Below are 14,232 nucleotides of genomic sequence, written 5' to 3' on the forward strand. Positions count from 1 at the left end.
CCGCGCGAAGTCTGTTATAATAACAGGATGAGCGTGAAAGAAAGAGAAGTGATCAAGCATGTCAAAAACAGTTGTATTAGCTGAAAAACCTTCAGTCGGCCGGGATTTAGCCCGGGTGCTGAAGTGCCATAAAAAAGGAAACGGTTATCTCGAAGGTGATCAATATATTGTGACCTGGGCTTTAGGTCATTTGGTGACACTTGCTGATCCGGAAGGCTATGGAAAAGAATTTCAATCATGGCGTCTGGAGGATCTGCCAATTATCCCAGAACCATTAAAGCTTGTGGTGATTAAAAAAACCGGAAAGCAGTTCAATGCGGTCAAATCGCAGCTTACCCGTAAAGACGTCAATCAGATTGTCATCGCGACTGACGCAGGCCGGGAAGGAGAGCTTGTTGCGCGCTGGATCATTGAGAAAGCGAATGTCCGCAAGCCAATCAAGCGGCTGTGGATTTCTTCTGTAACGGATAAAGCGATCAAGGAAGGATTTCAAAAGCTTCGCAGCGGCAAAGAATACGAAAACCTGTACCATTCTGCTGTCGCCAGAGCGGAAGCGGATTGGATTGTAGGGATTAATGCGACCCGTGCGCTGACAACCAAATTCAATGCCCAGCTCTCATGCGGGCGTGTGCAGACCCCGACGCTTGCCATGATTGCAAAGCGCGAGGCAGACATTCAAGCGTTTACGCCAGTCCCGTATTACGGCATACGTGCAGCAGTCGACGGCATGACGCTGACGTGGCAGGATAAGAAATCAAAGCAGACGAGAACGTTCAATCAAGACGTAACAAGCCGTTTGCTAAAAGACCTCGAAGGAAAGCAAGCGGTCATAGCTGAGCTGAAAAAAACAGCGAAAAAAAGCTTTGCGCCTGCGCTTTATGATTTAACGGAGCTGCAGCGTGACGCCCACAAGCGCTTCGGTTTTTCTGCTAAAGAAACGCTTTCTGTGCTGCAGAAGCTGTATGAGCAGCATAAGCTCGTCACATATCCGCGGACGGACTCTAGATTTTTATCCAGTGACATCGTCCCGACGTTGAAAGACCGCCTGGAAGGCATGGAAGTAAAACCGTACGCCCAATATGTCAGCCAAATTAAAAAACGCGGCATCAAATCCCATAAGGGCTACGTCAATGACGCGAAGGTGTCAGACCACCATGCGATTATCCCGACCGAAGAGCCGCTCATTCTCAGCAGTCTGAGTGATAAGGAACGAAAGCTGTATGACCTGATTGCGAAACGTTTCCTTGCAGTATTAATGCCTGCATTCGAATATGAAGAAACAAAGGTCATCGCAGAAATCGGCGGAGAAACCTTTACGGCAAAAGGCAAAACCGTACAGTCGCAAGGATGGAAAGCCGTTTATGATATGGCGGATGAGGATGATGAGCAGGACGATGACAGAGATCAGACCCTTCCTGCGCTTCAAAAAGGCGACACACTTGCCGTCCGCACGTTAACGGAAACAAGCGGCCAAACGAAGCCGCCCACCCGCTTTAATGAAGGGACCCTGCTGTCAGCGATGGAAAACCCAAGCGCATTTATGCAGGGAGAAGAGAAAGGCCTCGTCAAAACGCTTGGAGAGACAGGCGGCCTTGGCACGGTGGCAACGCGTGCCGACATCATTGAAAAACTGTTCAACAGCTTTTTAATCGAGAAAAAAGGCCAGGATATTTTTATCACTTCTAAAGGAAAACAGCTCCTGCAGCTTGTTCCGGAGGATCTGAAATCACCGGCCTTAACGGCAGAATGGGAGCAAAAGCTGTCTGCGATCGCCGCAGGCAAATTGAAATCGGCTGTCTTTATTAAAGACATGAAGGCTTACGCACACCAAACGGTAAAAGAAATCAAAAACAGCAGCCAAACCTTCCGACACGACAACATCACGGGAACGGCATGTCCGGAATGCGGCAAAATGATGCTGAAAGTAAACGGCAAACGCGGGACGATGCTCGTGTGCCAAGACCGTGAATGCGGCAGCAGAAAAACGATTGCCCGAAAAACAAACGCGCGCTGCCCGAACTGCCATAAAAGAATGGAGCTTCGCGGCCAAGGTGAGGGCCAGACCTTTGCGTGTGTGTGCGGCCACCGCGAGAAGCTCTCTGTATTTGAAAAACGAAAAAACAAAGACAAAGCACGTGCTTCCAAACGGGACGTGTCCTCTTATTTGAAAAAACAAAATAAAGATGAGCCGATTAACAACGCGCTGGCAGAACAGCTGAAAAAACTCGGTTTGGATAAATAATAAAAAACCTGTGCCTATCGCACAGGTTTTTCTATTGGACTTAGGACCCGTTTTTTTAATGTTCAAAAAGGGAAAAAAAAGCTAGCAATCTGCATTTTTTTCTTTTATAGTAAATGTACTTTGTAACATGGCAGTCATATTTTCTTCTATAACTATTTGTGAGCGTCTGATTCGCTTCAGGCGACAAAGGGGGATTTGCCTGTGAGGCATGCACTAATTGCTGTCATCTTATTCTTTTTATCTATCGGACTTTCCGCAGGGTGTGCTGAAGCTGGAAATAAGGCCCAAAATCAGTCGGCGGCAGAAGTGAACACCAGCCCGCTGCAGCCAGCGGAATATTTCATCTATCATAATCTAATGAATGATCAAGGGCTGATCAAAACCGATTTTTCAGACCAGCCTTCGTATTTATCAGAATCTCTCGGCCTGTGGATGGAGTTTCTGCTCAGCAAAAATGACGCACCGCATTTCCAGGATCAATATCAGCATCTGACTGATTCATTTCTGATGAGCAATCACTTGGTGACGTGGAAGATTCAAAATGGCCAAGCGAGCGGGACGAATGCGCTGATAGATGATATGAGAATTATGCTGTCTCTTGACCAAGCCGCCGCAAAATGGGGCCGCAGCGACTACGCGCAAACGGCTAAGGATATCGGCACGGCTTTGAAGACATACAATATGAACAACGGGTTATTTACAGACTTTTACGACTCACAGGCCGCTTCAAAGGATGTGACGCTTTCATACGTCATGCCTGATGCCTTAGCTGTCTTAAAGAAGAATGGAATCATAGACGAAGAAACAGAACAGCGGAATGCCAATGTTCTCTATTCAGCTCCTTTAAAAAATGGCTTTCTGCCGAAGGCATACAGCTCGGAGACGAAGGAATACACATATGACAGTGAAATCAACCTGATTGATCAGCTTTACACTGCTTGGCATTTGCCGGAAGGGGATGAAAAAGCATCAGTTTTAGCGGACTGGATCAAGCAGGAATTTCAGACAAACGGAAAACTGTACGGGCGATATTCGGCAGATACGAAGGAGCCTGCCGTGCAATATGAATCGCCATCCGTATATGCATTAGCCGTATTGTTTTTGACAAAACAGCATGAAAACAGCTCTGTCATCAAAGCCATATATGACAGAATGAATGACTTTGAAATTCATGATCCGGTGAAATCGTATTATGGAGGCTATATGAGCGGCACTCAGACGCATTCATTTGACAATCTGCTGCCGCTGTTAGCCGAAAGGAAGCTTTTTAATGAAAATATCATTCAATGAATCACAAAAATTATTTGCTTATTTTTCAGGGCTCATCGCGGCCCTGTCTCTGTTTATTTATTATGTGTCAGCCCAGCAATCGGAAGGCGCCCTGATCCTTTGCATCACGTTTGTCGTCATCGCCGCAGGCATCTGGTTCGGCCCGATTTACGCGCTGGCGGTGACCTTAATCGTACTTTTTGTTCTCGGCACCTTAATGATGTTTTTCCAGACTGGACAGGCATCGCTCTTTCCAGCTGAGGAAGGGCTGCGAATGCTTGTCGTGTGGGGAATCGCGCTTTTGCTGTTTTCTTTTATTTCCGGAAGAATCCACGATATCACAGCAGAGCTTCGGCGCTCAATCACACGGCTTCAATCCGAAATCAAAAGTTTTGTTGCTGTTGACAGAGTGACTGGGTTTGATAACAAGCAAAGGATGCAGCTGGAACTTTCAGAAGAAATGAAGCGGGCTGAGCGCTACGGCAATTCTTTTGTGTTTTTGCTGCTCCATATGCATTATTTCAAAGAGTTTAAATCCTTGTACGGTGAAAAAGAAACGGATCGCCTCTTCCAATATGTCGGTCAGCAAATCAGGACGAGTGTTCGGGAAACGGATAAGAAATTCCGCCCCTCTGACGAGCGTATCGGGATCGTGCTGACGCACACGCCTGCTGAACATATGCCAGCCGTTCTGACCAAGCTGAAGAAACAATTGGATACATATCAGCTGGAAAATGGAAAGTATGTCTCGCTTACGTTCCACGTTTGCTATTTGCCCTACCGGAAAGATATCAAAACAGCTGATCAATTTTTAGAAGAACTGGAAAATGAGATGATGATGAATGAACTATAAAGGAATCACACTGCTCTGCATCATGCTGCTTCTGTTTTCAGCGCTTGCGTCTTTTCCCGTTTCAGCGCAAGCGAAGGAGCGGGATGCCGGCATTCTCATCATCTATTCAACCTTGGACGGCAAAGAGTCGTCTCAAGTCAAAATGCTCGATTTGCTTGCGGGACACTTTACATCCCATGTGACAGTCAAAAGAGATTCAGATGTTGAAGCGTCGGATTTCAAAGGAAAAGATCATGTGATGTATTACGGCCAAACGAAAAGAAAGCTCAGCAAAAAATTGCTGTCTCTTATCAGCGGCGTAAAAAAACCGGTTGTCGCCATTGGCTATAACGCAGGACAAATCAGCCAATTTTCCGGGCTTTCATTAGCCCGCAAAGAAAATGTGTTTCAGGTTCACAGCAGGCCGGAAAAGGCCGATGTGTCTCTGGAAAGCGGGCTTAATGTGCTGAGCGTATCAGGCCTGAAAGGAACGGCGCTTTACACCTTCAAAGCCGACGACGGCAAAACGCATTCTTTTATATGGAAAACAAAAAAAGGGAATGTGTACATTGGATTAACGAATTTGTTAAATGACAATTTGATCGTGGCGAAACAGCTCAGAGAAGCCTTCGGAGAGAAGGCGGGGACGACGTTATTGTATTTGCGGCTCGAGGATATCAGCCCGATGTCTGATGAAAAATTGCTGCTTCAAGCCGGTACATATCTGCATAAGCGGCATATTCCTTTTATCCTGGCGGTCATTCCGGTTTACTTGAATCCGGAAACAGGCGACAAAGTGTATTTGTCTGATCAACCGAAGATGGTCAAGGTGCTGAAAAAGCTGCAAAGCATGGGTGGCAGTATCATTGTTCACGGCTATACTCACGCTTATCGCTACAGTGAAACAGGAGAGGGCTTTGAATTTTGGGATGCAAAGGCGGATCAGCCGATTACATCCGGAAATGCCGAAGACCCCCCGTCCATTTTGGAGAAGGCACAGGACTTCCCGAACGAACAAGCCTACCGCAGCTATCTCGAACCATTTCGGGAAAAGGAAGAAACGTATACAAAGCAAAAACTGACGCGGGCCATTGAGGATTTGACATCATCGGGTCTTTACCCGCTGGCGTTTGAAGCGCCGCATTACACGATGTCCGAATACGGCTATCAAATCGCTTCACAGTATTTTTCAAGCATTTTCGGCCAGGTTCAGCTCAGCGACACAACGTGGAAAACCTCCGGTGCACCTCCGTTCGTGACCGCTCCCTCGATGCTGCATGGAATGACGCTTTATCCGGAGACGATCGGCTTTGTTGATACATCAAAGCAAAACCCGCTAGGTGAGATGGAGGAGCATATCTCTCAGATGATTGATTTTGAAGGCGGAGTAGCCGGTGGGTTTTATCACCCGTATCTTGGGATGAAATATCTGCCGGAGCTGGTTGATCAGATGGAACGCATTCCAGACAGTGAATGGCTTGATTTAAAGAAAACGCAACAAACCGTCAAAACAGACAAAGTGGAAATTCATACAAGCGGTGATGGAACGATTCAGGTGAAAAACGGCGTAAGCGCCATAGACGAGTTTTTCGATCATCATCGGCAAACCCCTCTGGAAAAGGCATTATGGATTCTCTCCGCTGTCGTGCTCTTATTTGTCATCATGTTTGTCAGTTATACGTTTTACTTGAGAGCCACATTGAAAAAACGAATTTTTAAGGAGAGAAGAAGCCTTGGGTAATACGCTGTTCTTTATCTCGCTAAGTTTAATATGGGTGATGCTTCTCTACCACATGTTCCTCATGCAGGGCGGGTTCCGCCACTATATGACCTTCGAACGGAATATCCCGAAGTGGAGAGAAAACATGAAGGAGCTGCCAAAGGTCAGCGTCCTCATCCCGGCGCATAACGAAGAGGTTGTGATTCGGCAGACGCTGAAGGCGATGGTCAACCTTTATTATCCGAAGGACCGGCTGGAGATTATCGTCGTGAATGACAATTCATCAGACCGGACGGGTGATATCGTCAATGAATTTTCCGAGAAATACGATTTCATCAAAATGGTGATTACGAAGCCGCCGAACGCAGGTAAAGGAAAATCCTCTGCACTCAACTCGGGTTTTGCCGAATCGAATGGCGATGTGATCTGTGTGTATGACGCCGACAATACGCCGGAGAAAATGGCCGTGTATTATCTCGTGCTCGGCCTGATGAATGACGAAAAGGCAGGCGCCGTGGTAGGGAAATTCCGCGTCATCAATGCGGCAAAGACGCTGCTGACGAGGTTTATCAATATCGAAACGATCTGTTTTCAGTGGATGGCTCAGGGAGGCAGATGGAAGTGGTTTAAAATCGCCACGATCCCAGGCACCAACTTCGCGATTCGCAGAAGCATTATCGAAAAGCTCGGAGGCTGGGATGACAAAGCGCTCGCTGAGGATACGGAGCTGACCATTCGGGTGTACAATCTCGGCTATCACATTCGCTTTTTCCCTGCGGCCATCACGTGGGAGCAGGAGCCGGAAACATGGAAGGTATGGTGGCGCCAGCGCACCCGATGGGCGCGCGGCAATCAATATGTCGTGCTCAAATTTTTGGCGCAGTTTTTTAAGCTGAAACGAAAACGGATTATCTTTGATTTGTTTTATTTTTTCTTTACGTACTTCCTGTTTTTCTTTGGCGTGATCATGTCGAATACGATTTTTGTAGTGAATTTGTTTTATGATTTGCATTTATCGGTTGGATTTTTGGCAATGATTCTCTGGATTTTGGCATTTTTCTTATTTATGACAGAGGTCATGATTACGTTGAGCATTGAAAAAACAGAAATGAACAGGCAAAACTTTTTTATCGTGTTTCTCATGTACTTCACATACTCGCAGGCATGGATTGTGCTTGTGATCTACTCTTTATTCGTAGAAATCAAGCACCGTTTATTCAAGCAGGAGGTCAAATGGTACAAGACAGAACGATACAATCAACATAAAAGCGGGTGACCTTTTTGAAACAAATAATGATTTTTCTCACAAGCTTCATGCTGCTGGCGATGGCTGGACAACCGGCTCTTGCCAAGGATGTACAGGTCAGCGATTCGCTTCTTGGGAAAAGCAGCCAAGAACAAGCCAAACAGCAGGTGCTGACAAGCGAGCTGATTACACTGTATGGATCAAAAGACAGCGCGGAGTTGACGTATCAGATCCCGGCAGGCGCCTCTTCAGGCAATCAGCAATTGGTCATTGAATACGAAGCATCAAATCTTTTAATTTCTCCTTCATCGTTAACGGCTGTCATTGATGATGAACCAGTCAAAACGTTAAAGCTTGATGGTGATTCCAAGCGGAAAACAGTGAAGCTGAATCTGAATAAAAACCAGTCAGCGCAAGGTTATCACAACGTATCGCTGAAATTTTACGGCGTAATGAAAGAGGGCGTGTGTGTCAGACAGGATACGTCTGGCAACTGGATCAAAATTTATCCGGACAGCCGGCTGACACTTGCTGAAAGCGGTGAAGCGAAAGGAACGTCGCTGGACCATTATCCGTACCCATTCGCCCAATCTGGAAACACAACCGAAGAAACCGCCCTCGTCATTCCGGATGACCCAAGTTCGGCGGAAATTGAAGCTGCGGTTAAAACAGAAGGCTATTTGAAAACGGTGGACAGCAGTGTCAGGATTGCGTATGTCACAGAATCTGAGCTGAAAAAAATCGATAAGCCGACGATTGTTATCGGAGTGGACAAGCATTGGAACGGCAAAGTGAAAAAACTGATGAAACAAGCCGGCTTACAGGCAAAAGGAGAAGAACTTCTGCTTGCTGAGCGGGTGCTGAAAGCAGAGGGCAAGCAGCAGCCGGTTCTGTTTGCGCAAGCGGCATCCGAGGACGTGCTCGCTAAAAAAATCAGCGTGATGACAGATCAGACATACACAGGCCAGCTCAGCGGCGATACACTTTCAATCAGCAAGCTTAAGCAGACTGAAAAAAAAGAAAGCGATAAGCTGACCCTCGAGAATTTTGGAGCGGGCGATATCACAATTGGAGCCGACAAAACATCTTCAGCACATTATTTTTATCCGGCTTCGGCGATTTTAGATGAAAACCAATCAGCGAAGCTGTCGCTTAAACTGAAAAAGTCTGAAACGATTCAAGCTTCAACGGACGAAAGTGAATCGGCTTCTCAGGCTTCAGAGCTGAAAGTGATGATCAACGGCCAGCCGCACTCGGTCCGGCTTGATGACTTAGGAAAAGAAGATAAAAACGGATTCTATCATGTTACGGTGAAAGTGGACCCTAAGCTGCTGCAAAAAAACCGCTACATTGATATTCAGTTCGTCACAACCGGGTTAAAGGAAAACAACCCTTGCAACACGACTGATGAAGAAAAGTGGGTCTTTATTGATAAAAGCAGTACATTATCATACGCCATCAAAGGGATGTCCCCGTCAGCGGATTTTCAAGAGTGGCCGCTTCCTTACGCCGGAAATCAGGATCAAACAACGGTAATCGTGCTTCCTGACACCGTAAGCCAATCGAAGCTTGAGGAGCTTTCTCTCGTAACAGAATCCTTTGGCAGCGAAGCACAGCATTCATACACGGTAAAGAAATCATCTGACGTTACAGCAAACGATGCGAAAGGCCGAAACCTCATTTTTATAGGAGGGATCAATCATTTTTCTCTTCTGAAGGAGAAATCATCAGACCTGCTTGTGCCGCAGGCAAAAAACGGCTCGTTTGATGTATCTGGTTTCGAGATGCTGAATGAGACGACAAAACAAGTGGTATTTACCCAAGCATCGCCTTGGGATTCACACTATACAATGGCTGTATTTGCACCGGCAAAAGGAGAAGGCACGGCTGTCACGAAAGAGATCATCAATTATCTGAACAGCAACGATGATTCGGCAACTGTCCTTAATGAAACAAATAGCCAGCAGGTGTTTACAAACCACCAGCAGCTCAAATCAGAGACAATCAGCTCCGGCGCAGAACAACCAACACAGGATCATAGCCAGAAATGGATGTATATTGGTGTGCTGGCACTTATTATGGTGATTGCGGCAGTGTTCATTTGGGTTGCCGTAAGACGAAGAAAAAGAAAGACAGATACAGAATAAAAACAGAGGCTAGATTGCCTCTGTTTTTTTATTTTTGGTATGTAAATTCCATTTGTGGAACCTATCATTTTATTTTTTCCGCCCGGCCAATAAGCCTCTTTACAACGTGTGGGAACGGGAGTATGATCTCTTTTAGAAAACAAATCGCTTAATCTGAAATCAGAGCGGGGGACCCATTAGAATGGCTTTTTGCCGTTGGGGTGAATCCTTTTTAGGTAGGGCTAACTCTCATATGCCCGAATCCGTCAGCTAACCTCGTAAGCGTTCGTGAGAGGAGATGAATGAAACCTGTGTTCGATGTTATGGCACAGGGGCATCCGTTTGCCTCTGTGTTTTTTGCCGTTCATTTTTAGGAATGTAAATCGCATACAGAGACATCATAGCAGAAAGGACTATTGCAAAATGTGAGAGCAAGACACTGATGTTTTATTGTTTTAATTGAAAAATGAGAAATTAAAAGGGGAAGACATCGATGTATCATTCAATCAAACGTTTTTTGATTGGGAAACCACTAAAATCTCAAGCAGCGGGAGAGCAAAAACTGACGAAATTAAAAGCCTTGGCAATGCTTTCCTCAGATGCGCTGTCATCTGTCGCATATGGGACAGAGCAAATTTTAATCATTTTAGCAACAATCAGTGCTGCCGCATTTTGGTACTCCATTCCGATTGCGGTCGGCGTTCTCATATTACTGCTCGCACTGATTCTTTCATACAGGCAAATTATTTACGCTTATCCGCAGGGCGGCGGGGCTTATGTTGTTTCGAAAGAAAACCTCGGCGAAAAGCCGGGGTTGATCGCGGGCGGTTCATTGCTTGTCGATTATATTTTAACGGTAGCGGTAAGTATTTCCGCAGGCACGGACGCCATCACGTCGGCCTTTCCTGCATTGCATGATTATCATGTGCCGATCGCTATTTTTCTCGTGTTAGTGATTATGATTTTGAACCTGCGCGGGCTTTCGGAATCGGCATCCATTCTTGCCTACCCGGTTTATCTGTTTGTGGTGGCGCTATTGGTTCTCATTGCAGTCGGGTTGTTCAAGCTCATGACAGGACAAATAGACCAGCCGGTTCATCATACACCGCTTGGCACACCTGTAGCCGGCATTACGCTGTTTTTGCTGCTTAAGGCTTTTTCCTCCGGATGCTCAGCGTTGACCGGAGTTGAGGCCATTTCTAACGCCATTCCTGCTTTCAAAAATCCGCCTGCGCGAAACGCGGCAAGAACGCTTGCGATGATGGGGATTTTGCTGGCGATTCTGTTTTCCGGCATCACGGTGCTCGCATACGGATATGGAACGGCGCCTAAGCCCGATGAAACAGTGGTTTCACAAATTGCGTCCGAAACCTTCGGGCGGAATGTGTTCTACTATGTCATCCAAGGTGTCACATCGCTTATTTTGGTCCTTGCGGCAAATACGGGATTTTCAGCCTTCCCGCAGCTTGCCTTCAACCTGGCGAGAGACCAGTATATGCCGCGAATGTTTACAGTTCGGGGTGACCGCTTAGGCTTCTCAAATGGGATTATCTTTTTAGGCTTTGCCTCCATTATTCTCATTATCTTATTCGGAGGACAGACGGAGCACTTAATCCCGTTATATGCTGTGGGCGTATTTATTCCATTTACGTTTTCACAAACCGGCATGTGCATAAAATGGATCAAGCAAAAACCAAAAGGCTGGATCGGAAAAATGCTGATCAACTCCTGCGGCGCTCTGATTTCATTTATGGTTCTATCTATCCTTTTTGTGACAAAGTTTAATGTCGTATGGCCTGTGTTAATCTTTATGCCTATCGTCGTTTTGCTGTTTTTTGCGATTAAAAATCACTACACAGCGGTTGGTGAACAGCTTCGCATCGTAGACAAAGAGCCGGAAGAAATCAAAGGCACCGTTGTGATTGTGCCTGTAGCAGGTGTCACCACCGTCGTGCAAAAATCGATTCACTATGCGAAATCACTGTCCGATCAGGTGATCGCCGTTCACGTGTCATTTGACAGAGACCAGGAAAAGAAAGTCGAAAAACGCTGGGAAGAGCTCAATAATGGAGTGCGTCTCGTTACCCTTCACTCCTCGTACAGAAGCCTTGTTCATCCGTTTGATAAATTTTTAGAAACAGTTGAGGCAAAAGCGAAGAAGGAGCAGTTTTCTGTCATGGTGCTGTTTCCGCAATTTATAACGAAAAAACGCTGGCACACCATCCTTCACAATCAATCGGCCTTCCTCCTCAGAGTCCGGCTGTTCTGGAAAAAGGACATAATGGTTGCCACACTGCCGTATCATTTTAAAAAGTAAAGTCTAGGACCAAGGGAATCACCTTGGTCTTTTTTGCGGGAAAGAGAGGAATGGCGGTGTATACTCAAGGTGCTTTTGTAATCGTACTGAACGAAAATCAGCAGATTCTATTGGTCAAACGAAAAGATGTCCCTTTATGGGATCTGCCGGGCGGCAGGATTGATTCCGGGGAATCGGTTGAGGCAGCGGCGGTACGTGAGGTATTGGAAGAGACGGGATACAATACAGCGCTTTCCGCGAAAATAGGTGTCTATCAAAGGCCAAAGTTTCTAGATGAACAGCATGTGTTTTTCGGAAGCATAACAGGCGGACAAGCAATAGCGGACGGCACAGAGACAGCACGATTAAAGTGGTTTTCTCCGCGGCGTTTGCCGCTTTTTATGGTGCCGAACCGAAAACGGCAAATCAAAGATTACGTGAATGGCGCCTTAGATGCAACCATCACCCTCAAGGACGTCGGCATGCTTGCGGCGATCGATCTGTTGAAAAGAAGACTGGGCAAGTGATTTAGGTCTCCGGGTTTTAAAGCCTTTCTCCTGTGGTATTGAAAAAAGGAAAAAGGAGGATACGTTATGGCACACAAAACTGCAGGACAAGCAATGACAGAGCTGCTTGAACAATGGGGAGTTGATCATGTTTACGGCATCCCCGGAGATAGTATAAATGAGTTTATTGAGGAATTAAGACACGAAAGAAATCAACTGAAATTCATTCAAACCCGCCATGAAGAGGTGGCAGCACTGGCAGCCGCAGCTGAAGCAAAACTCACCGGCAAGATCGGAGTCTGTCTGTCGATCGCTGGGCCGGGAGCGGTGCACTTATTAAATGGTTTATATGATGCAAAAGCGGACGGCGCCCCTGTGCTGGCCATTGCAGGACAGGTTTCATCAGGTGAAGTCGGACGGGATTATTTCCAGGAGATCAAGCTGGAGCAAATGTTTGAGGACGTGGCTGTGTTCAACAGAGAGGTACATAGCGCGGAAACACTGCCGGATCTCTTGAATCAGGCGATCCGCACCGCCTACAGCAAAAAAGGCGTTGCGGTATTGAGCGTGTCAGATGATCTGTTTGCGGAGAAAATCAAACGCGAGCCCGTGTATACTTCACCAGTGTATATTGAAGGGAACCTTGAACCGAAAAAAGAACAGCTCGTCACCTGCGCGCAATATATTAATAATGCTAAGAAGCCGATTATCTTGGCGGGGCAGGGAATGAAAAAGGCGAAACGGGAGCTCTTAGAATTTGCGGACAAAGCCGCCGCTCCGATCGTAGTCACACTACCGGCAAAAGGCGTCGTTCCCGATAAGCACCCGCATTTTCTCGGCAACCTCGGACAAATTGGCACAAAGCCGGCTTACGAGGCAATGGAGGAATGTGATTTATTAATCATGCTCGGAACGTCATTCCCGTACCGCGATTATTTGCCAGATGATACACCGGCCATCCAGCTCGATTCAGACCCGGCGAAAATCGGAAAACGCTATCCGGTGACAGCGGGCCTTGTCTGCGATTCGGCTCTCGGCCTGCACGAATTGACAGAGTATATTGAACGCAAGGAAGACAGAAGATTCCTGAATGCCTGCACAGAACATATGCAGCATTGGTGGAACGAAATTGAAAAAGATGAGACAGAGGCAACAACACCGCTTAAACCCCAGCAGGTCGTGGCACGTCTTCAGGAAGCGGCTGCTGATGATGCGGTGCTCTCTGTAGATGTCGGCACTGTGACAGTTTGGATGGCGCGTCATTTCAAAATGAACGCGAAACAGGATTTCATCGTTTCAAGCTGGCTTGCGACAATGGGCTGCGGCCTGCCGGGAGCGATCGCAGCAAGCTTGTCCGAACCGGAACGCCAGGCGATCGCTGTTTGCGGTGACGGGGGATTTTCCATGGTCATGCAGGATCTTCCGACAGCCGTCAAATATAAGCTCCCGATCACTGTCGTCATTTTAAACAACGAAAATCTCGGCATGATCGAATATGAGCAGCAGGTCAAAGGCAATATCGATTATGTCACGCAACTCCAAAATGTCGACTATGCCGCATTTGCAGAAAGCTGCGGAGCAAAAGGCATCAAAGTGACCAAAGCGGAAGAGCTTGCGCCGGCTTTCCATGAGGCGCTGCACTCTGACCAACCGGTCGTTGTGGATGTCATGATTGGGAACGAACCGCCGCTGCCTGGCAAAATCACCTACGGGCAGGCAAAAGGCTTCAGCAAGTACATGCTGAAAAACTTCTTCGAAAACCAAAAAATCGAAATGCCGTCACTGAAGAAAAGTTTGAAACGGTTATTCTAAAAAAGAGGCCCTTTTAGAGGCCTCTTTTTTTGTGTTGGAAACAAATGTATTTCGGGTTATCCTTGTATTATATTGGTATGAGGAGGATTACATGTTTGAGTTTATAAAATTATTGTTGTATGTATTAGGATCTGCAGGAATGATCTATGCGTCATATCACGATTTTCGCCATGCTCAGAACGG

The 14,232-nt window shown here is 46.6% G+C and carries 9 protein-coding genes and 1 riboswitch; all 9 genes read left to right on the forward strand.

Translation table 11 applies throughout. The features are described 5' to 3' along the window. The first annotated feature begins 58 nt into the window (after positions 1 to 58). The 9 genes from C1T29_RS02750 (at position 59) to C1T29_RS02790 (ending at position 14,049) form a co-directional block, all read left to right on the forward strand. Entirely contained in the window at positions 59 to 2,242 is a 2,184-nt protein-coding gene (locus C1T29_RS02750; RefSeq protein WP_103749778.1) for a DNA topoisomerase III, read from the forward strand. Between the two features lie 201 nt (positions 2,243 to 2,443). Continuing rightward, a complete protein-coding gene (locus C1T29_RS02755; protein ID WP_103749777.1) occupies positions 2,444 to 3,532 on the forward strand; it encodes a glycosyl hydrolase family 8 in 1,089 nt (362 codons plus the stop codon). After that, positions 3,513 to 4,364 carry a cyclic-di-GMP receptor EpsK gene (epsK, locus tag C1T29_RS02760; protein WP_014662819.1) on the forward strand — a complete coding sequence of 284 codons (852 nt, stop codon included), beginning with the start codon at positions 3,513 to 3,515 and terminating at the stop codon, positions 4,362 to 4,364. The genes C1T29_RS02755 and epsK overlap by 20 nt, the downstream gene beginning before the upstream one ends. A gap of 10 nt (positions 4,365 to 4,374) precedes the next feature. Next, positions 4,375 to 6,084, forward strand: a complete 1,710-nt coding sequence (locus C1T29_RS02765) for a DUF2334 domain-containing protein (RefSeq protein ID WP_103749865.1) — start codon at positions 4,375 to 4,377, stop codon at positions 6,082 to 6,084. Next, positions 6,077 to 7,339 carry a glycosyltransferase family 2 protein gene (locus C1T29_RS02770; protein ID WP_069839898.1) on the forward strand — a complete coding sequence of 421 codons (1,263 nt, stop codon included), beginning with the start codon at positions 6,077 to 6,079 and terminating at the stop codon, positions 7,337 to 7,339. The genes C1T29_RS02765 and C1T29_RS02770 overlap by 8 nt, the downstream gene beginning before the upstream one ends. A 5-nt stretch (positions 7,340 to 7,344) precedes the next feature. Then, entirely contained in the window at positions 7,345 to 9,456 is a 2,112-nt protein-coding gene (locus tag C1T29_RS02775) for a cellulose biosynthesis cyclic di-GMP-binding regulatory protein BcsB (protein WP_103749776.1), read from the forward strand. A gap of 135 nt (positions 9,457 to 9,591) precedes the next feature. Continuing rightward, positions 9,592 to 9,735: riboswitch (cyclic di-AMP (ydaO/yuaA leader) on the forward strand. A 193-nt stretch (positions 9,736 to 9,928) separates the two neighbouring features. Then, on the forward strand, positions 9,929 to 11,752 hold the full coding sequence (gene kimA / locus C1T29_RS02780) for a potassium transporter KimA (RefSeq protein ID WP_103749775.1): 1,824 nt from the start codon (positions 9,929 to 9,931) through the stop codon (positions 11,750 to 11,752). A 56-nt stretch (positions 11,753 to 11,808) separates the two neighbouring features. Continuing rightward, positions 11,809 to 12,258 (forward strand): NUDIX hydrolase, encoded by a 450-nt coding sequence (locus tag C1T29_RS02785; RefSeq protein ID WP_103749864.1) that lies wholly within the window; start codon positions 11,809 to 11,811, stop codon positions 12,256 to 12,258. 66 nt (positions 12,259 to 12,324) lie between these two features. Beyond that, positions 12,325 to 14,049: a pyruvate oxidase gene (locus tag C1T29_RS02790; RefSeq protein WP_103749774.1), complete on the forward strand. Its 1,725-nt coding sequence runs from the start codon at positions 12,325 to 12,327 to the stop codon at positions 14,047 to 14,049. Positions 14,050 to 14,232 lie beyond the last annotated feature (183 nt).

This window comes from Bacillus sp. MBGLi79, assembly GCF_002953915.1.

Excerpts from the sequence above, each read along its gene's own strand:
- C1T29_RS02750 (WP_103749778.1), top strand. The coding sequence starts at position 59 with ATGTCAAAAACAGTTGTATTAGCTGAAAAACCTTCAGTCGGCCGGGAT.
- epsK (WP_014662819.1), top strand. The coding sequence starts at position 3,513 with ATGAAAATATCATTCAATGAATCACAAAAATTATTTGCTTATTTTTCA.
- kimA (WP_103749775.1), top strand. The coding sequence starts at position 9,929 with ATGTATCATTCAATCAAACGTTTTTTGATTGGGAAACCACTAAAATCT.
- C1T29_RS02790 (WP_103749774.1), top strand. The coding sequence starts at position 12,325 with ATGGCACACAAAACTGCAGGACAAGCAATGACAGAGCTGCTTGAACAA.